The sequence below is a fragment of the Streptomyces sp. SGAir0957 genome, assembly GCF_043523415.1.
Genome location: NZ_CP027293.1, coordinates 2,573,088 through 2,592,755 on the forward strand (window position 1 = coordinate 2,573,088; position 19,668 = coordinate 2,592,755).

Annotated in this window: 13 protein-coding genes; 8 read left to right on the forward strand and 5 right to left on the reverse strand. The window is 72.8% G+C overall.

Going from position 1 to position 19,668, the window contains the following annotated elements; genetic code table 11:
* Nucleotides 1-100 precede the first annotated feature (100 nt).
* A complete protein-coding gene (gene mycP, locus C1N81_RS16380) occupies nt 101-1,360 on the reverse strand; it encodes a type VII secretion-associated serine protease mycosin (RefSeq protein WP_394429773.1) in 1,260 nt (419 codons plus the stop codon).
* A gap of 128 nt (nt 1,361-1,488) precedes the next feature.
* Nucleotides 1,489-3,027 (reverse strand): type VII secretion protein EccB, encoded by a 1,539-nt coding sequence (eccB, locus tag C1N81_RS16385; protein WP_394429774.1) that lies wholly within the window; start codon nt 3,025-3,027, stop codon nt 1,489-1,491.
* A gap of 251 nt (nt 3,028-3,278) precedes the next feature.
* Between eccB and eccE the strand changes: the two genes are divergently transcribed.
* From eccE to C1N81_RS16425, 8 genes are all read left to right on the forward strand, one after another.
* Nucleotides 3,279-4,625 (forward strand): type VII secretion protein EccE, encoded by a 1,347-nt coding sequence (gene eccE, locus C1N81_RS16390; protein ID WP_394429776.1) that lies wholly within the window; start codon nt 3,279-3,281, stop codon nt 4,623-4,625.
* Nucleotides 4,625-5,362, forward strand: a complete 738-nt coding sequence (locus C1N81_RS16395) for a hypothetical protein (RefSeq protein ID WP_394429778.1) — start codon at nt 4,625-4,627, stop codon at nt 5,360-5,362. The genes eccE and C1N81_RS16395 overlap by 1 nt, the downstream gene beginning before the upstream one ends.
* 364 nt (nt 5,363-5,726) lie before the next feature.
* The gene (locus C1N81_RS16400) at nt 5,727-8,522 is read left to right on the forward strand and encodes an SCO5717 family growth-regulating ATPase (RefSeq protein WP_394429780.1); all 2,796 of its coding nucleotides are present in this window, start codon (nt 5,727-5,729) and stop codon (nt 8,520-8,522) included.
* A 311-nt stretch (nt 8,523-8,833) separates the two neighbouring features.
* Complete coding sequence (locus C1N81_RS16405; RefSeq protein WP_394429782.1) at nt 8,834-10,720, forward strand: ABC transporter substrate-binding protein; 1,887 nt, start codon at nt 8,834-8,836, stop codon at nt 10,718-10,720.
* Nucleotides 10,721-10,784: 64 nt separating this feature from the next.
* Nucleotides 10,785-11,873, forward strand: coding sequence for an ABC transporter permease (locus C1N81_RS16410; protein WP_394429784.1), 1,089 nt, complete (start codon nt 10,785-10,787; stop codon nt 11,871-11,873).
* Nucleotides 11,870-12,793, forward strand: coding sequence for an ABC transporter permease (locus C1N81_RS16415; RefSeq protein WP_394429786.1), 924 nt, complete (start codon nt 11,870-11,872; stop codon nt 12,791-12,793). Before C1N81_RS16410 ends, C1N81_RS16415 begins: the two co-directional genes overlap by 4 nt.
* Complete coding sequence (locus C1N81_RS16420) at nt 12,790-13,782, forward strand: ABC transporter ATP-binding protein (RefSeq protein ID WP_394429788.1); 993 nt, start codon at nt 12,790-12,792, stop codon at nt 13,780-13,782. The genes C1N81_RS16415 and C1N81_RS16420 overlap by 4 nt, the downstream gene beginning before the upstream one ends.
* On the forward strand, nt 13,779-14,792 hold the full coding sequence (locus C1N81_RS16425) for an oligopeptide/dipeptide ABC transporter ATP-binding protein (RefSeq protein ID WP_394429790.1): 1,014 nt from the start codon (nt 13,779-13,781) through the stop codon (nt 14,790-14,792). The genes C1N81_RS16420 and C1N81_RS16425 overlap by 4 nt, the downstream gene beginning before the upstream one ends.
* A 480-nt stretch (nt 14,793-15,272) precedes the next feature.
* Here the strand turns inward: C1N81_RS16425 and C1N81_RS16430 are convergent, their stop codons facing one another.
* The 3 genes from C1N81_RS16430 to C1N81_RS16440 all read right to left on the reverse strand — a co-directional run bounded on the left by C1N81_RS16430 (nt 15,273) and on the right by C1N81_RS16440 (nt 19,639).
* Nucleotides 15,273-15,761 (reverse strand): carboxymuconolactone decarboxylase family protein, encoded by a 489-nt coding sequence (locus tag C1N81_RS16430; protein ID WP_394429792.1) that lies wholly within the window; start codon nt 15,759-15,761, stop codon nt 15,273-15,275.
* 100 nt (nt 15,762-15,861) lie between these two features.
* Nucleotides 15,862-16,812: a bifunctional riboflavin kinase/FAD synthetase gene (locus tag C1N81_RS16435; RefSeq protein ID WP_394429794.1), complete on the reverse strand. Its 951-nt coding sequence runs from the start codon at nt 16,810-16,812 to the stop codon at nt 15,862-15,864.
* A 166-nt stretch (nt 16,813-16,978) separates the two neighbouring features.
* Nucleotides 16,979-19,639, reverse strand: a complete 2,661-nt coding sequence (locus C1N81_RS16440) for a trypsin-like peptidase domain-containing protein (protein ID WP_394429796.1) — start codon at nt 19,637-19,639, stop codon at nt 16,979-16,981.
* Between the last annotated feature and the right edge of the window lie 29 nt (nt 19,640-19,668).

A 19,668-nucleotide genomic window follows, 5' to 3' on the forward strand; every position in this document is an offset into this window, starting at 1 on the left:
CGCCTTGACGCAGTACATCGTCACCAGACCCGGTCCGCCTTGACGCAGCACATCGCCACGAGCGCGGCCGCCAGGACGAACAGCGGGACCGACAGACCGGTCACGCCCCGCGCTCCGCCCTCGTCCGCCTGCGTCGCGCGTCCCGTACCGCCACCGCCGCGCCCGCGAGCGCCACGACCGTCACGACCGCGCCGACCGCCGCGTAGGTGGCGAGGCGGGAGTTGCGTTCGTCGGCGGTCTCACCGAAGTGGACGGCGGCCTGGTCCGGCGGGTCGACGGTGATGACGGCCCGGTCGGGGCGCGGGGACTCGATCGGGTTCTTCGGGTCGGCGATCTCGGTGACGGCCCTGACCGGGTCGACGACGCCCCAGCCGACGCGGTTGTCGTGGCCGGGGATCGAACGCTCGGCCGTCTCCTCGATCTGGGCGACGATCTGCTGCGCCGTCCAGTCCTTGTGGTGCTGCTTGAGGAGCGCGGCGACGCCCGCCACGTACGGCGCCGAGAAGCTCGTGCCGTTGTCGGAACAGTGGCCGCCCTTGGGAACGGTGGAGATCATGTCGACGCCGGGGGCCGCCACGCCGACGAAGGCGCCGGACTGGGAGAAGGGGGCCCGCTCGTTGTTGCGGTCCGAGGCCGCGACCGCGAGGACGCCCTTGTAGGAGGCGGGGTACGTCTCCTTCTGGTTTCCGCCGACGCCGTCGTTGCCCGCGGAGGCGACGACGACGACGTTCTTCTGCAGGGCGTGCTGGACGGCGAGGGCGAGGGCGGAGTTGGCGGACAGCGCCTTCTCCGTGTCCTGGGAGATGTTGATGACGTCGGCGTCCGCCTTGTCCACCGCGTAGTTGATCGCTTCCGCCAGGTCGGTCGAGGTGCCGTGGCCCTCCGCGTCGTTCTGCTTGATGGGGATGATCTCGGCGTCCGGGGCCAGGCCCACGAAGCCCGTCGTCTTCTCGGACTTGCGGGCGGCGATGATGCCCGCCACGCGCGTGCCGTGGCCGACGGTGTCGGTGGTGCCGTACGCGTTGCCCCGGTCGGCGATCTTCTCGCCCTTGTCGTCCTTCGGCGGGAGGAAGTTCTTGCCCGCCTTGACGTCCACCGCGGCCTTGAGCTGCGGGTGGCTCGGGTCGACGCCGGTGTCGATCACCGCGACGCGGACGCCCTTGCCCGTCGCGGTCTCCCACAGCTCGTCGAGGTTGACGCGCTGCAGCGACCAGGGCCGCCCCTTGTATTCCTTGCCGCCGAAGGTGCATTCGCCGCTGTCCGCCACGGCCGGGGCCGCCGGGAGGGCGAGCACCGACACGGAGGCGGTCAGCGCCGTGGCCGCGAGCAGTGCGGCCGGGCGCCGCAGGATCCGCCCCATGTCACCCCTGTACGGCTGTCCGCCCACGAGCTTCCTGTCCTCTGTTCCCGGCATCGGTCGCATCGGTCGCATCGGTCGCGTCGGTCGCGTCGGTCGCGTCGGTCGCGTCGGTCGCGTCGGTCGCATCGTCACGAACCCTGCGGCTGGCCCGCGTCGGGCTTCGACAGGCGCGGTCCGGTGGGCAGGAACGTGGACCAGGTCATCGGGATCGGCCGGGCCGTCACCTGGTCGTAGCCGAGCAGCTTCTGGGTCACCTTGGTCTCGTTCGCCAGCTCCTTGCGCTCCTTGGCGGTGAGGCCGACGCTGTCGTCCTTGCTGATGCTGTCGCCGTTGGACTGGAGCGCGTAGCGCAGGCCGGTGTCGGTGACCAGGAAGATCTGGCCCGCCTTCGTCGCCGTGCCCTGGATCTGCCGGAAGACCTGTCCCGAGCCCGGGGTGACGTACGCGCTGGAGGAGCCGGTCGGCAGGTCGGCGGGGAAGTCGGTGCCGGACCAGGTGGTCAGCGTGGTGCCGTCGGCGCCGCCGACGTCGTGCAGGACGTTGCACACGGTGTTGCGGCCGGTGGTCGCGCTCGTGCCGTCGTTCACCGTCTCCGGACGGGCCGTGGGCCACTTGGCGCGCTCGGCCTCGAAGGGCACGCTGGTCGAGACGGCGGCCGGGTTCACCTGCTGTGCCTCGACGTCCGGGTTGACGTCGACGAGCTGCTGGCTGTTGAGCAGCAGGCGCGAGGTGAACTCGGAGATCCGCGCGACCTTGCCGGGGAGCACCACGTAGTACTGCGTCTTCGTGCCGTCGAGCGACTTGAGGACCATGCCGACCTTGTCGTACTCGGCATTGCCGCTGCCCACGACGGCGTTGGCGGGCCGGCCGGGGCCGTCGATCTGCGGGATCGCGATCGGGTCGCCCTGGTGCAGCGTCCTCAGCCACTCGGAGGAGACGCGCTGCGGGGCGCGGCTGCGGGTGTCGAGCGCGGCGAGCACACCCTCCTGGGCGGGGTCGGCGATCGGGTAGGCGGTGCCCTTGGCGTCGACGACGTACTGCTTCTTGGTGGCCGAGTCGGCCACGTACATGAGGTCGCCGCCGTGCAACTGGCTGCCGGCCTTTGTCTTCGTCGTCTTGCTCCAGTCCTTCTTCGCGAGGACGAACGCGGCCTTCTGTATGGCGCGCCCGCCGTCGCTGGGCCGCTCGCAGACCATCCAGCGCTTGGCGGCCTCCGCCTCCTTGGCGCCGGGCAGGCGGTCCGGGGCGTAGGGGATGCCGAGGGTGGCGCCGTGCGGGATCTTGCCGTTGTCGAGGACGCCCTCGTCGACGGTGACGACCTTGTCCGTGTAGTCCTTGAGGAGGAGCTTCGCGGACGCCATGTTGAGAACGGGGTGGAGCTGCTTCTGCTTGTCCGTCTCCAGGACCACGTAGCGGGTGGTCGAGTCACTGGCGACGATGACGTTCGTCGCCGCCTTGTCCCAGTCCTTCGGCGCCGTGGGCTTGAACAGGCCGATCCCGCCGAAGACCGCCAGGATCACCACTCCCATGATGGTGCCGGGCAGCACCGCCCGCAGCGGCCTGGGCGCCCCCTCCTCCGAGCCCGACGGTGAGGGCTGCACGAAGGCCGCGAGAGTGCGGCGCTTCGCGAAGGTGTAGGCGTTGAGTTCGTCCCGCCGTGATGCCATCTGTGTCCGCTCTCTCCCCGTGCGGAGCCGTGGGGGCAGCTTCCCCCGTCTTCGATCGGCTGACGGCCGGCTGCGTGCGCGGCGGGGATCGCCGGTGGCGCCGAGGCTGTCAGACCCGGCCCCTACTATGCCTGTTACGACGTTGTGCGTGTGGCACGGGTAGGGTGCTGAGGCCTTCCGGGCAGGCGCGTGGAGCCGTCCGGGAGACCTTGGCGCACGGCATTTCGGGAGAGTTCGGGGGGTTTGGAGTGATGGCTTCCGCAACGCGGGCTCGATCACGGTCGCAATCGAGGTCAGGATCGAGTGAGCGTTCTGCGCAGAGTCCCCCGCCGTCTTCACAGATGCCTCACACATCTCCCGCGCGCGCGGCGGTCACCCCGCATCTGAAGTCGCGCTCGGGCCGCGGTGGATCGTTCGCCGCGCAGCGCCTCGTGATGATCGAGCTGGCCGCCGCGCTCGTCCTGTGCGGCTGGGTCGCCGGAACGGTCGCGCTGATCGCGTGCGGCGCCGTCGCCGCGATCCTGCTGCTTCTCGCGCTCGTACGGCGCCGGGGGCGCTCCCTGCCGGAGTGGCTGGGCACCGTGCTCGCGATGCGGGCCAGGCGGCGCAGTGCGGCGGCCACCCCCGTACCGCCGGGCACCGAGCCGGGGCTCGCGCCCGCCGTCGAGTGCGACCCGAGCCTGCGCACCTACAGCCACAACCGCGGGGACGACCGGGACCAGCGGCCGGTCGGCATGGTCGGCGACGGCGGCTTCCTCACGGCCGTGCTCCAGGTCGAGTCCGACGCCACCGCGCTGCGCGCCGAGCGCAGCCGCAGACCGCTGCCGGTCGGCATCGTGCGCGACGCCCTCGAGGTGGACGGCATCTCCCTGGAGTCGGCGCAGATCGTGCTGCACACGCAGCCCGCGCCCGCGCTCCACCTGCCGCAGCAGTCGGTGGCGGTGAGCAACTACGCGCCGTTGCAGGCGCAGACCGGGTCGCCCGCGGTGCGCATCACCTGGATCGCGCTGAAGCTCGACCCGGAGCTGTGCCCGGAGGCCGTGGCCGCCCGCGGCGGTGGCGTGGTGGGCGCGCAGAAGTGCCTCGCGCGCGTGGCGGAGCATCTGTCGAGCCGGCTGACCGGCGCCGGGTTCCGGGCGAGCGTGCTGACCGAGGAGGAGCTGATCTCCGCGGTCGCCACCTCCGCGTGCGCCAACCCGATGGTGACCGCGCAGGCCGGACGGAGCGAGACGCCGCAGCGGCGCACCGAGGAGTCCGGCCGCAGCTGGCGGTGCGACAACCGCCGGCACACCACGTACTGGGTGCGGCGCTGGCCCCAACTCGGCACGGGCGGGGCCACGTTGCCGCAGCTCGTCGCCCAGCTGACGACCGTGCCCGCGCTCGCCACGACGTTCAGCCTGACCCTGGCCAAGGGCGACCAGCAGGACGTGACCGTGGCCGGGCACCTGCGGATCACGGGGCGCAGCGACAGCGAGCTGACCACCGCGCGGCGGGATCTGGAGCGGGCCGCGCGCCAGGCGCGTACGGGGCTCGTCCGTCTCGACCGTGAGCAACTGCCCGGCGTTCTCGCCACCCTGCCGCTCGGAGGTGCCCGCTGATGGCCATGACCAGCCAGATCTCCGGTGTCGGTGAGCGGATGCGGGCCGGGTTCGGCCTGCTCGGGCCGCGCCACCAGCGCCACGCCCTCTCCCCCGAACAGCTCGACACGCTCGCCCTGCCGATCGGGGACGACGGTGTGGTCGTCGGCGTCGACGCCGAGAGCCAGCCCGCGGTGATGGGCATCAACCGCCCGACGCCCTACGACATCGTGCTCATCGGCGGCCTGTGGACGGCGCAGGTGCTCGCGCTGCGGGCGGCGGCGACGGGCGCGCGCGTGGCCGTCGAGACGGGCCGCGCGCAGCAATGGGCGCAGCTCGTGCAGGCGGTCGGCGGCGGACAGTCGGGGATGACCGTGCACGACGTGGGCCGCGTTCCGCCGCAGGGCGCCTCGGCCGGCGGTCCCGTGCTCGTCATCCGGGACTGCGGTATGCGGCCCCCGCGCGGGCGGGTGGCCTCGGCGCCGTGGCAGTCGGTCCTGACGCTGCTTCCGTACCTGAGCCCGGTCGCGCCGCGCCTGATGCGCCAGGCCCGGCTCGTGGGTGTCCAGCGCGTCTCCCCCGACGAGGCGACCGAGATCGGCCGTGTCATAGGGCTGCCGCGCGCCGAGTACGAGTCGCTGCCGACGCTCGCCGACGGCGTGACCTTGTGGTGCACCGACCGCGACAGGCAGTACGTGATGACGCAGGCGACGGACGCCGAGACCGGATTGTTGGGAACGGCACGACGCATGGACTGACGCGTGCGGGCGCGGCCCCGTTGACCCGGGGACGCGGGCGCACGCCCGGTCAACTACGGCCCCTTTTAGGCACGATCCAGACATTTGGCAGTGCTGAGCGGTGCTCGTTCGTCACGTTTTGATGTACGTGCGACCCGCGCGCGGGCGGCCCCGGGCCCGACGTGACGCAGCGGACATCCGTGCCGGGACGGACGGGCCTGCCGTGCACGTGGTTTTCGTGATTAGGCTGGGGCAGGACGTGTCGTGCGTACCCGGGTGCGGGTGCCGCGGGCGTCAGGGGGCCAGGGGGTCAGCCCGGCACATCGATCAGGAACGGTCGGGCCCCAGCACGGCACGAGGGTGCGCGACCACACCAGGAGGCATTGTGAACAGCGATCGGGACGGTATCCGCGGGGGCTGGGATTCACCCGTCGATGATCAGTCCGACGCGGAGTCCAGTGTCGAGATGACGGGCGAGTTCACCATCGACTACGCCCCTCCGGCCTGGTACACGCAGAACGCGTCGGCGGCGGGCGCCGCGCCCGAACCGCCGGCTCCGCCGGTGCCGCCCACGCCTGCGCCCGCGCCCGCCGCGCCGGTTCCTCCGCCCCCGGCCGCGCCGGTGGCGCCTGTCGCGCCCGAGCCGGATGCCGGTGCTGGCGCCAGTGCCGGTGCCGGTGCCGGTGACCTCGAGTCCGGCGCGACGATGAAGTTCTCCGCGGCCTCGCTCAAGCGGGAGTTCGAGGAGCTGGCCGCTCTCGGCGACCAGCAGGCCGCGGCAGCGGGGACGCCGGGTGCGCAGGCACCGAGCGCGCCCGCCGCCAATGCGGGTGCCGGTGTTGATACGGGTGCCGGTGCCGGTGCCGGTGCCGAGGAGGCGCCGAAGCCCGCCCCGGAGAGCGCCGAGGCCACTGACCCCGCCGCGTCCGCGCAGACGGCCGGTCAGGACGCGGCACAGGGCCCGGACGAGGCCGCCGCCCCGGCCCCGGCCGCTACGGACGCCGAGCCCCACGCCGCCGCCGACGCCAACGAGGCCGCTGGATCCACCGGGTCCACCGGGTCCACCGGGTCCACCGAGGGCGACGACGCCTCCGAGCCCGCCGCCACCCGGACCCCGGACCCGACCCCGGACCCGAACCCGGACCAGGCCCCCGCAGCCGCAGCCGCCCCCGAGGCGGCCCCGGCCGCACCCGTCGGCGCCCCGGACGCACCGCACACCCCCGGCGCGCCGGACGGAGCCTGGACTCCCCCGCCCGCCCCGGACGGTGGCGTGCCGCCGCTGCCGCCCGCGTTTCAGCCCGCCGCGCCGCCCGCGGCTCCGCAGTGGACCGACCCGGCGGCCCCGGCCCAGGGCCCGGCCCCGGCCCCGCAACAGCCCGGCTGGCCCGCGCAGCCCGCCGCCGCGGCGCCCGGCCCGGCCGTGCCCCCGCAGGCACCGCCGGCCCAGCCCCAGCCCCAGCCGGGTTACGGCTTCCCGCAGCAGCAGCCGCCGGTCCCGGGCCAGCCCGCGCCCCACGCCCCGGCACCGCAGCCCGGTTACGGCTTCCCCCCGCCGCAGCAACAGCCGCAGCCCGGAGCACAGCCGCAGCCCCAGCCCCACCTCCCGTTCCAGGGTCAGCCGCCCACGCCCAACGCCCCCGCGCCGCAGCCCGGTTACGGCTTCCCGCAGCCCCAGCCCGGGGCACAGCCCGGCCAGCCCGAAGCCCAGCCGCCCGCCCAGGGCCAGCCGCACCCGCAGCAGCCCGGCGCGCAGCCCGGCCCCCAGCCCGGCTACGGCTTCCCGCAACCCCCGGCCCCGGCGCAACCGCAGCCCCAGCCCCAGCCCCCGTACGGCGCTCCCCAGCCCCCCGCCGCCACCGATCCCCGTACCGGCACCGCCTGGCCGCAGCCCGTCCAGCACGACCAGCGGCAGCCGACGAACGTCGGGGGCGCGCCGCTCGGTTACACGGCGGCCGTGGAGCTGTCGGCCGACCGGCTGCTCAACAACAAGAGGCAGAAGGCGAAGAGCAGCCGCCCCGGTGGGGGCAACGCGCGCTTCAAGCTCGGCGGCAAGAAGGAGGAGGCGGAGCGGCAGCGCAAGCTGGAGCTGATCCGTACGCCGGTCCTGTCCTGCTACCGGATCGCCGTGATCAGCCTCAAGGGCGGCGTCGGCAAGACGACGACGACCACGGCGCTCGGCTCGACGCTCGCGACCGAGCGGCAGGACAAGATCCTCGCGATCGACGCCAACCCGGACGCGGGCACGCTCGGCCGCCGCGTACGCCGTGAGACCGGCGCGACCATCCGTGACCTGGTGCAGTCGATCCCGCATCTGCACTCGTACATGGACATCCGCCGGTTCACCTCGCAGGCACCGTCCGGCCTGGAGATCATCGCGAACGACGTGGACCCGGCGGTCTCGACGACGTTCAACGACGAGGACTACCGCAGCGCCATCGACGTGCTCGGCAAGCAGTACCCGATCATCCTGACCGACTCGGGCACGGGCCTGCTGTACTCCGCCATGCGCGGGGTCCTGGACCTCGCCGACCAGTTGATCATCATCTCGACGCCGTCGGTGGACGGGGCGAGCAGCGCCAGTACGACGCTCGACTGGCTCTCCGCGCACGGTTACGCCGATCTCGTCTCGCGCTCGATCACGGTCATCTCCGGGGTCCGCGAGACCGGCAAGATGATCAAGGTGGAGGACATCGTCAGCCACTTCGAGACGCGCTGCCGCGGCGTCGTCGTGGTCCCGTTCGACGAGCATCTGGCGGCGGGCGCCGAGGTCGACCTCGACATGATGCGGCCGAAGGTGCGGGAGGCGTACTTCAACCTCTCCGCGATGGTCGCCGAGGACTTCGCCCGCGCCCAGCAGCAGCAGGGCCTGTGGACCTCGGACGGCAATCCGCCGCCCACCATGGCCCCGCCCATGCCCGGCGGCCAGCAGCCGTACCCGGAGCAGTACCCGGGCCAGCAGCAGCCGTACCCGCCGCAGGGGCCGCCCGCCCAGCAGCCCTACCCGGGGCAGCAGCCGCCCGCGCCGTACCCGCCGCAGGGCGCCCCGGGCCAGCCGCCGCAGGGGCAGCCGCAGCAGCCGGGTCCGCAGCCCGGCTGGCAGGTGCCGCCGCCCCCGCAGCAGGCGCAGGGGCAGCCGGGCCCGCCGCCCGGCTGGCAGCAGCCGCAGCCTCCGCAGCAGTAGACGGCGCTTTCTCGTCAGGCCCGCACCGCAGGACGGTGCGGGCCTTTCGCGTGTACCGGTCTTTACCGGCGGGTACGTACACGTACCGCCCCCAACGGGGCGCCATCCTCTGGCCTGCAAAGCGTCACAGGTCTCGACCAATGTGCGTGAATTCCTGGTCAACTCGTTATTTCCGCAGGCCACATGGGGTTCACCGGCCGTTGACGTGCGTCAACTGCCGCTGATAAACCAGCACTTCATCCCACCTGAAGACGTCATCCGACATCCCAGTCCAGCCATGCAGTGCGAGCGATGCGTGAGGTCCCCGACCGATGGATACACAGGCTCAGCCAGACACGTACGACAGAACGGCCCGTCCCGTCCGCCGCGGCGTACGGGTGCTCCTCGCGGCCGGAGCCGCTGCGTTCACCCTGACCGCGGGCCTGGCCACGCCGCTCAACCCGGCGCCCCAGCAGGCCGAGGCGAAGGCCGACGGCGGTAAGAAGACCCTCACCGTGGCGGTCGCGCAGAGCGTCGACTCGCTGAGCCCGTTCCTGGCGCAGCGCCTGCTCAGCACGAGCATCCTCCGCCTGACGAACGAGTTCCTGACCAACTACGACCCGAAGGACAACCACGTAGTCCCGGGCTTCGCCACGAAGTGGGAATCCTCGGCCGACAAGTTGACGTGGACGTACACCATCCGGTCGAACTCGAAGTGGTCGGACGGCCAGAAGGCGACGGCCAAGGACGCGGCCTTCACGTTCAACAAGATGATGACCGACGAGGGCGCGGCGACGGCCAACGGCTCGTTCGTCGGCAACTTCGAGAAGGTCACCGCGCCGAGCGACACGCAGCTCGTCATCAAGCTGAAGAAGCCGCAGGCGACCATGACGGCGCTCGACGTCCCGATCGTGCCGGAGCACATCTGGAAGGACGTCAAGGACTACGCAAAGTTCAACAACGACGAGACGTTCCCGATCGTCGGCAACGGCCCGTTCGTGCTGACCGACTACAAGACCGACCAGTACGTGAAGCTGAAGGTCAACAAGGACTTCTGGCGCAAGTCGGGGAAGCCGCAGTTCGACGAGCTGGTCTTCAAGACGTACAAGGACCAGGACGCGGCGGTCGCGGCCCTGCGCAAGGGCGAGGTCTCCTTCGTCGCCGGTTCCCCCGCCCTGACGCCCGCGCAGGCGGCGTTCCTCAAGGGCGAGAAGAACATCAAGGTCAACGAGGGTCCGGGCCGCCGCTTCTACGCGATCGCGGTCAACCCGGGGTGGCAGACCAAGGACGGCAAGAAGTTCGGCGACGGCAACAAGGCGCTGCTCGACCAGAAGGTGCGCCAGGCCCTTTTCCGCGCGGTCGACACCAAGACCATCGTCGACAAGGTCTTCCAGGGCCACGCCGTGCAGGGCGCGGGGTACATCCCGCCGCGCTTCAAGGAGTACTTCTGGGAGCCGAACGGCAGCCAGGAGCTGACCTACGACGCCACGGCCGCGGGCAAGATGCTCGACGACGCGGGCTACCCGCTCAAGGACGGCAAGCGCGTCGGCAAGGACGGCAAGCCGCTGAACCTGCGGATGCTGTGCCACGCCACCGACCCGAACGACAAGGCGGTCGGCAAGTACCTGAAGGAGTGGTGGGGCAAGATCGGCGTCGGCCTCAAGCTGAACTGCGTCGACGACGTCTCCGTGCCCTGGTACGCGGGTGAGTACGACGTCGCCTTCGACGGCTGGTCCGTCAACCCGGACCCGGACTTCGTCCTCGGCATCCACACCTGCGCCGCCCTGCCCACCAAGGCACGCGAGACCGCGGCGACGGACAACGGGATCTGCGACAAGACGTACGACGACCTGTACAACAAGCAGCTCGCCGAGTACGACCCCGCCAAGCGCGCCGGTTACGTCAAGCAGATGGAGTCGTGGCTGTACGACTCCGGGTACATGAACGTCATGGCGTACCCGAACGCCGTCGAGGCGTACCGCACGGACCAGATCAAGTCCATCCAGACGATGCCCACCGCGGCCGGCAACATCTACGGCCAGGACGGCTACTGGAGCTGGTGGTCGGCGGAGCCCGCGTCGGCGTCGAGCAGCGACTCGGACTCGTCCGGTTCCTCCACCGGCGTCGTGATCGGGATCGTCGTCGCCGCGCTCGTCGTCATCGGCGGCGGCGTCTTCTTCGCCATGCGGCGGAGGACCACGGCGGACGACCGCGAGTAGCCGAACCCCTCCGGGGCCTACGAACGGTCAACACCCGCACGAGTAACGAGAGTTCGCATGACCCATGACAGCTGACAGCACTCCCGCGCTCGTGCGGTCCGCGGACGCGTCCGACGGCTCTCCGGCCTCCCCGGCCGGAGCGACGTCGGGCGCCCACGGCCCACGGGCCCGCAACACCAAGGCGTACCTCAGGTACGCGGCGGCGAAGATCGCGGGCGCGATCGTCTCGCTCTTCGCCGTCCTCGTCACGAGTTTCTTCCTCTTCCGTCTCATCCCGAGTGACCCGGTCAAGCAGATGACCGGCGGCAAGCGCGTCTCCGAGCAGCAACTGGAGAACCTGCGCCACCAGTTCGGCCTCGACCAGCCGATGTGGAAGCAGTTCACGTCGTACATCGGGGACGCGCTGAGCGGCGACTTCGGCACCTCGTACCAGTTCCACACGCCCGTCATCGACAAGATCGCCGACGCGCTCCCCGCGACCCTGCTCCTGACCGGCACGGCGTACGTCCTGTACTCGCTGCTCGGCATCTGGCTGGGCACGCGCACGGCGTGGCGCAACGGTTCACGCAGCGACCGCTTCAACACGGCGTTCGCGCTGACCCTGTACTCGGTCCCGTCGTTCTGGCTGGGCCTGCTCCTGATCATCGTCTTCTCGGTGGGCATCGGGCCGATCCCCGGCATGTTCCCGACCGGCGGCCTCGAATCGGGCGGCGAGACCGGATTCGCGTACGTCATTGACGTCGCCCACCATCTGATCCTCCCGGTCATCACACTCGTCGCGGTCGGATACGCGCAGACGCTGCTGGTCATGCGCTCCTCGCTCCTCGACGAGATGGGCAGCGACTATCTGACGACGGCACGCGCCAAGGGCCTCCGGGACGACGTGGTGCGCCGCAAGCACGCGGTGCCGAACGCGATGCTGCCCACGTTCACGCTGATGTTCGTGAACCTCGGGCACGTGGTCGCCGGGCAGATCCTCGTCGAGACGGTCTTCTCCTGGCCGGGCCTCGGCGGGCTCTTCTACTCGGCCCTGTCCGTGCCCGACCTGCCGCTCGTGCAGGGCCTGTTCTTCGTCTTCGCGACCGCGGTGATCCTCGCGAACACCCTCGCCGACATCCTCTATCCGCTGCTCGACCCGAGGGTGGGCCGATGACGACCGAGACCCCGCCCGTCGCCAGGACGGGCAACCCGCGGACGCTCGCACGGGCCCGCAAGCGCCAGTCCCTGGCCCGCTTCTGGCGCTCGTACCGGGCGCACCGCAGCGGCCTGTGGGGGCTCGGGCTTCTCATCCTGATCGCGCTGATCGCCGTGTTCGCCCCGGTCCTGGTCGGCGCGGACTCGCAGAGCGTGACGGACGCGCCCGGCGGCCCGCTCGAAGGACCGAGCGGCCAATTCCCGCTCGGCACCGACCAGTTCGGGCGCAGCGTGCTCGCGCTCCTGGTGTACGGGGCCCGGGTCTCGCTCACCGTGGGCCTGCTCGCCGCGTTCCTGTGCGTGGCGATCGGCACGGTCATCGGGATCGTCGCGGGCCACTTCCGCGGCTGGTACGCGACCGTGCTCATGCGGATCACGGACTGGTTCCTGGTGATGCCGACCCTGGTCCTGGCGATCGCACTCGCCACGGTGATGGACCGCTCCATGTGGACGGTGATCATCGCCATCGGCGTGACGACCTGGCCGACGACGGCCCGCCTCGTGCGCGCCCAGACCCTGGCCGTGGAGTCGCGCCCGTACATCGAGCGCTCGCGCGCCCTGGGCGGCGGTCACGGGCACATCATGACCCGGCACGTGCTGCCGAACGTGATGCCGCTCGTCCTCGCCCAGACCACGATGATCATCTCGTCGGCGATCCTCACGGAGGCGACGCTCGCCTTCCTCGGCCTCTCCGACCCGACGATCACCTCCTGGGGCGGCATGCTCCAGGACGCGCGCGAGGCGGGCGCCGTCAGCGCGGGCGACTGGTGGTACCTGGCCCCGCCCGGCATCGCCATCGCCGTCGTGGCCCTCGCCTTCACCCTGTGCGGGCGCGCCATCGAGTCCGTCCTCAACCCGAAACTGGGGGCCCGGTCATGACGCTGCTCCAGGTGAACGACCTGACAGTGACGTACGCGGGCGGGGCGCGGGCCGTGCGCGGCGTCAACCTGTCCGTCGAGGCGGGCAGCAAGCTCGGCATCGCGGGCGAGTCGGGCTGCGGTAAGTCAACACTGGCACTCGCGCTGCTGCGGCTGCTGCCCGCCGGGACCAAGGTCACCGGCGAGATCCTCCTCAACGGCGAGGACATCCTGACGATGAAATGGGGCCGGGTCCGCGCCGTGCGCTGGGCCGGTGCCTCCATCGTCTTCCAGGGCGCCATGCACTCGCTCAACGCCGTGCACCGCGTCGGCGACCAGATCGCCGAGCCGATCCTGCTGCACAAGAAGGCGACGCAGGCGGGCGCCAAGAAGAAGGTCGCCGAGCTGCTCGAACACGTAGGGCTTCCGGCGGCGCGCGCGGCGGCTTATCCGCACGAGCTGTCCGGCGGCCAGCGCCAGCGCGTGATGATCGCCATGGCGCTCGCCTGCGAGCCCGAACTGATCATCGCGGACGAGCCGACGACCGCCCTCGACGTGATGATCCAGGCCCAGATCCTGCGCCTCATCGAGCAGTTGGTGGCGGAGCAGGAGGTCGGCCTCATCATGATCAGCCACGACCTGGCCGTCCTCTCCGACACCTGCGACCGGCTCGCCGTCATGTACGCGGGCCGCGTCGTCGAGGAGGGCCCCGCCGCCCAGGTCTACGAGAACGCGCTGCACCCCTACGGCAACGCCCTCTCGGCGGCGTTCCCGACCATCGGCGACCCCGCGTCCCGGTTCGCGCCGCGCGGCCTTCCCGGCGACCCGCCGGACCCGTCGGCGCTGCCGCCCGGCTGCACGTTCCATCCGCGCTGCCCGGTCGCGCTCGACGTGTGCGCGGTCGAGGACCAGCCGCTGCGGGACGCCGGGCCCGGGCGCCGGGCGGCCTGTGTACACGTATCGGAGGCGGCCGGGACGCCGGACGTCGAGGCAAGGAGCACCACGGCATGACGGGGCAGGCTGCCACGGAGACCCGGACCCTGTTGTCCGCGGAACAGTTGAAGGTGACGTTCCCCGGGCGGCGCGGCGCCGCCGAGGCGCGGGCCGTCGACGGGGTCGACCTCGACATCGCGCCCGGCGAGATCGTCGCCCTCGTCGGCGAGTCCGGCTGCGGCAAGACGAGCCTCGCGCGCACGCTGCTCGGGCTCGAACGGCCGACCGCGGGGCGGGTCACGTTCGCCGGTGAGCCGCTGGACTACGCGTCCCGCGCGCTCAAGGCGTACCGCAAGCGGGTGCAGCTCGTCCTCCAGGACCCGAGCGGGTCGCTCAATCCGCGGCACACCGTGTACGACGCGGTCGCCGAGGGGCTGCGCATCCACGGGTACGCGGGCGACGAGCGCGAGGCCGTCGCGGGCGCGCTCTCCCGGGCCGGGCTGCGGCCCCCCGAGCGGTTCTTCCTGCGCTACCCGCACGAGCTGTCCGGCGGACAGCGCCAGCGCGTCGTCATCGCGGGAGCGCTCGTCCTGGAGCCCGAACTCATCGTCGCCGACGAGCCGGTGGCTTCGCTGGACGCGTCCGTACGGGGGGAGATCCTGGCGCTGCTGCTGCGGCTCCGCGACGAGCTGGGGCTCTCCGCGCTGGTCGTCACGCACGACCTGGGGCTCGCCTGGAACATCGCGGACCGGGTGGCCGTCATGTATCTGGGGCGGATCGTGGAGACGGGGGCGGTGGAGGAGGTCCTGACCTCGCCCCAACACCCCTACACACAGGCCCTGTTGTCGGTGCTGCCCGAGGCACCCGGTGATCCGGTGGTGCTCACCGGGGAGCCGCCGGACCCGTCGCGGATTCCTGGGGGCTGCCGGTTCCATGCGCGGTGTCAGGTGCTGGCGGGCGGCGAGGCGGACCGGGTTGGCGTCGCCGATTCTTGCCGGTCCGTTGATCTGCCTGTTCTGTCGGGTGGGGGTGGGGCGCAGGTGGCCTGTCACTGGGCTCGGGCGCGGCAGGGTGAGGGTGCGCCCTGACGTCTGCCCTCCGGGGTTCGTCGGCGGCCTCGGGTCGTCCGTGGCTGGTCGCGCAGTTCCCCGCGCCCCTGAGCGTCTGCCCCTGCGCGTCGCCTTCGCGTGCGGACTCGTCGTGGTCGCTCGCGCAGTTCCCCGCGCCCCTGGAGGTGCGCACTGCGTGCGCCACCTCCAGGAGGGCGGGCCTCCAAGGGAAAGGCCGCGCGAAGCACACGCCTTCAGGGGCACGGGGAACTGCGCGACCAGCCACGGACGACCCGCAGCCAACAACGAAGCGTGACAGGCCGCGCGAAGCGCACGCCCTCAGGGGCGCGGGGAACTGCGCGACCAACCCCCACCGTCCCGCAGCCGACCACGAAGCCGGGGAAGGCTGCGCGAAGCGCACGCCTTCGGGGGCGCGGGGAACTGCGCGACCAGCCCCCACCGGCCCGCGGCCAAACCGCTACGTGCCGTCCGTCCCCCCTCCGAGCGGAGCGAACCGGCTCAGCTGTTGTGGAAGGCCGCGGCCTGCCCCACCTGGTAGTCCCCCGCCGGCTGCCGCACGATCACGTTCAGGCGGTTGAACGCGTTGATGCCGGCGATGAGGCAGACGAGGGCCCCGAGCTGGTCCTCGTCGTAGTGCTTGGCGGCGTCGGCCCAGGCCGCATCCGTGACGCCGCCGGCCCCGTCCGCGAGCCGGGTCCCTTGCTCGGTCACCTCCAGCGCGGCCCGCTCCGCCTCGGTGAAGACGGTGGCCTCGCGCCAGGCGGCGATCAGATGGAGCCGCAGCGACGTCTCCCCGGCCGCCGCGGCTTCCTTGGTGTGCATGTCGAGACAGCCCGAGCAGCCGTTGATCTGGCTGGCGCGGATCTTGACCAGCTCCTGGGTCGCGGCCGGCAGGCCCGAGTCCGTGAGGGTCGCGCCCGCCCCGACGAGGCGCTTCACGAACCCCATGGCCGACTTGCTGGCGAACATGTTGAGACGAGCTTCCATGACGGGCTCCCTGTGCCGGAGGTGAGTGCTGCTGCTTTCACCGACCGGACGGGATGGGCGGCCCCGTTCGTGACATGGCCCGGGAAAATCCGGGTGTGATCTACGCCTCGTACCCTTCGATGAGTTCGCGCGACTGCTTCACGTCGTTCGCGATGGCCTCGATGAGCTCTTCGAGGGAGTCGAACTTGGCCATGCCGCGTACGTAGGCCAGGAAGTCCACGGCCACGTGCAGGCCGTACAGGTCGAGCCCGGTGCGGTCGATGGCGTACGCCTCGACGGTGCGCTCGGCGCCGTCGAACTGCGGGTTGGTCCCGACGGAGATCGCTGCGGGCATCGCCTCGCCGTCGGCGTGCAGCCATCCGGCGTAGACCCCGTCCGCGGGGATCGCCGTGTGCGGCAGGGTCTCGACGTTCGCGGTGGGGAAGCCCAGTTCGCGGCCGCGCTGCGCGCCGCGGACGACGACGCCTTCCACGCGGTGCGGGCGGCCGAGGATCTCGCGGGCCCCTTCGACGTCGCCCTCGGCGACGAGGCGCCGGGTCAGCGTCGAGGAGAACGGCTGTCCGCCACCGGCGGCGCCGCTCACGTACAGGTCGACGACCTCGACCTCGAAGTCGTACGTACCGCCCTGCTCGGCCAGGAAGTCGACCGTGCCGGCGGCCTTGTGGCCGAAGCGGAAGTTGGGGCCCTCCACGACCACGCGCGCGTGCAGCCGGTCGACGAGGACCTTCGCCACGAACTCGGCGGGCGACAGCTTCGAGAACTCGGTGGTGAAGGGAAGGACGAGGACGGCGTCGACACCGAGGTCGGCCATCAGCTCGGCACGCCGGTGGTGGGGCGCGAGCAGCGGGGGGTGCGAGCCGGGGCGCACGACCTCGCTCGGGTGCGGGTCGAAGGTGACGACGACCGCGGGAAGGCCCAGCTCACGGGCGCGCTCCACGGCCCGGCCGATGATCAGCTGGTGCCCGCGGTGCACCCCGTCGTAGGAGCCGATGGTGACGACGCTGCGCCCCCAGTCCTGGGGGATGTCCGCCAAGCCACGCCAGCGCTGCACGGTGATTGCTCCTCGCAAAACTGTGTACGACGAATCCGTCCCTGCGCCCCCGGCGGTCCCGGCGGTCTGCCCGTCCCGTGCCGAATACGCAGGTCTAAGAGTGCCATGCCACGTGTCCGTGTCTCTCATCGGGCGGCGTCGCGGCTGGTCGGCGGCGCGGAGCCCCTCAGGGGTGGCGCGCAGCCGACGCGGCCACCTGTAGTTCACCCGCGATCTCCCGCAGCGCCTGCTCAAGGCGTGCGGGGCGCGCGTGCGGGTCCCGGACCAGGAGGGCGAGGGCGGCGCTGTGCAGGGCGGCATCGGAGGGGCTGGCCAGGAGGTCGAGCGCGGCGCGGCGCAGCAGTGCCGCGTCGGGTTCGGCGGTGGTGCGGGCCGCCGCTCGCAGCCCGTACGCCATCGCCGTCACGTGCCGCCCGGGCCGCTCGTCGTGGGCCCAGCGGTCGACGGCCCGGCACATCGCGGACGGTTCCTCGTCGGCGAGGCTGGCGAGGAGTTCCCCGGCGCGCGGGTGGGCGCTGTCGGCCAGGGCCTCGACGAGGTCGTCGACGGCCGCGTGCCGGTGGGTGTGGAGCAGGGCCTGCGCGGCGGTCGCCACCGTGGCGTCGGGGAGTGCGGGCAGCGGGCGTTCGTCGTCGAACCAGCGGATGAGGCGCCGCTGCGCCCGGTCCGGTGCGGTGGCGAGCAGACCGGCGACCGTGTCGAGGTACCGGCCGCCCGGTTCCCGCCCGTCGTGCACGACGAGGCGCCGCAGCAGCTCGAAGCGGGCGTCGTCGTCCACCGGCAGCGCGTCCCAGAACCAGGGGCCGAACACCCCGCGGTCGGCGAGGTCCGCGAGGACGGGCAGGCAGGCCGCGACCTCGCGCACGCGCGGCAACACCGCGCCGAGGAGGTGCGTGGCCCACCAGCCGGCCTCCGTCGTGGGCGTGGACGGCTCGGCCCACGCGGCCAGCTCCGCCAGCCGCCCGACCAGCTCCGCCGCCCCTTCCTGGCGCTCCACAAGGAGCAGCGCCCGCACCACGGGACCCGCCCGGTGGCGTGGCACCGGCACCGACCCGTCGCCGCGGCGCCGGAACACGAGCGCGTCGAGGGCCGCGTCCACGTCCAGGTGCATGCCCTGGAGCCAGTCGGCCATCTCCTCGTGGGCGAAGCGGTAGCCGCCGCCCGCGGGGACCAGGACGCCTTCGGTGAGGACGGCCGACGCCCAGCCGGTCACCCCGTGCAGCGCGCCCCATGGGAACAGCTCCTCGAACACCGCGCGGTCGAGGTCTCCCTGCCCGGGGCCGAGGCTGCGCCGTGCCGCCTCGTGCAGCTGTCCGCAGACCCGGGCGGCCAGACGGCGCACCGCCTTCCCGCGTACGGGACCGCCCGCGGCGAGCCGGGCCGCGACCCGCAGGCACACCAGGTCGAGGTGGGCGGCGAACACCTCGTCGCGGTCGGGGCACCCGGCCGCCCCCGCGGGCAGCGCCGCCCGCACCTCGGCGAGCAGCCGCAGCGCGAGCGGATGCCCCGCGTCCCCGGGCGGCAGCGCGTCCTCGGGGATGCCGTACCGCTCGCGGGCCTGCCGCGCCTGTGCGGGCGCGAGGTCGCCGAGGTGGACGCAGGCGGGCAGCCGCCCCGCGCGCCCGTGCAGCACCCCGGCGCCGAACAGCGGCCCGGCCTGTTCCCAGTACTCGGCGCGGCAGGCGACGACGAGCCGGACCCCGGTCGCCGCGAGACGGTTCTGGGTCGCCCGGGACCACGCGGCGAGCCGGTGCGCGAGGACGGGCGGCATCTCCTCGGGCCCGTCGAGCAGCAGCACGAGCGGTCGTCCCGCGGCGCGGGCGGCCCCGGCGACGCGCTCCAGGGTGAGGTCGCCGAGGGCGCCGGGCTCCGCCCCCAGGGACGCGGCGACGATCCGGCCGGCCCGTTCCAGGGCGCGGCGGACCGCGTCGTCCACCGAGGTGTCGCCGCCCTCCAGGTCGGCGCCGCGCAGCCACAGGGTGGGCGCGGCGCTCCCGCCCCCGGCCCGCCGTGCGGCGAACGCCGCCAGTTCCGTCGTCCGGCCGCACCCGGGGTCGCCGACGAGCGCGAGCACGAAGGCGCCGCCCGACGCGAACGCCGTCAGCTCCCGTACGACATCGGGCCGTCCGACCGGTTCGGCCGGCGGGCTGCCCGGCCCGTCGCTCCCCACCGATACCGCCGTCAGCTGCAGCGCCCCGGCCAGGTTGAGCCCGGCCCCGTACGCGGGGACCGTGGCGTCGGCGTGGGCCAGGAGCTCCGCGAGACGCGGCTCCGCGGCGGCGGCCCCGCGCAGCGGTACGGCGAGCCCCGCCGCCGGGTGCCCGGCGTCCGGGGCGGTGGCGAGGACGGCGACGACCGCGCCGGTCCCGGCGTCGAGGACGGGGCCGCCCGCGGCGCCGCCGCCGGGGCGCAGCGCGTCGGCCCCGGCGGTCCCGACGGCCAGCTCCATGGCGCCGCGCAGCAGGTGGCAGCGGCCCGCGACGGTGTACGCGGCGTCGACGTGGCCGAGGATGCGCGCCTCGCGCCAGCCGCTCGCGGCGATCCGCAGATAGGTTCCGGGGTGCGGGCGCGGGTCCGTCCCGACCGGCAGCGGCGCCACCCCGAGCCCTTCGGTGGGCACCAGCGCGAGATCCACGGCGGGCAGTTCGACGACCGATGCCGGGTCCGCCGCCCAGGTGGCCCCGTCCGGCCCGTGGACCACCACACCTCCGGGCCCGGCCACCGCCTCGTGGCTGGTGACGACGGTCCCGCTGTCGTCCGCGACGAACCCCGCCCCGCGGGGCCGCCCGGCCGGGTCACAGATCCGGACCAGAGGCGGATCCACCATGCCGCGCCCCTCCTGCCGCCTACCGTTAC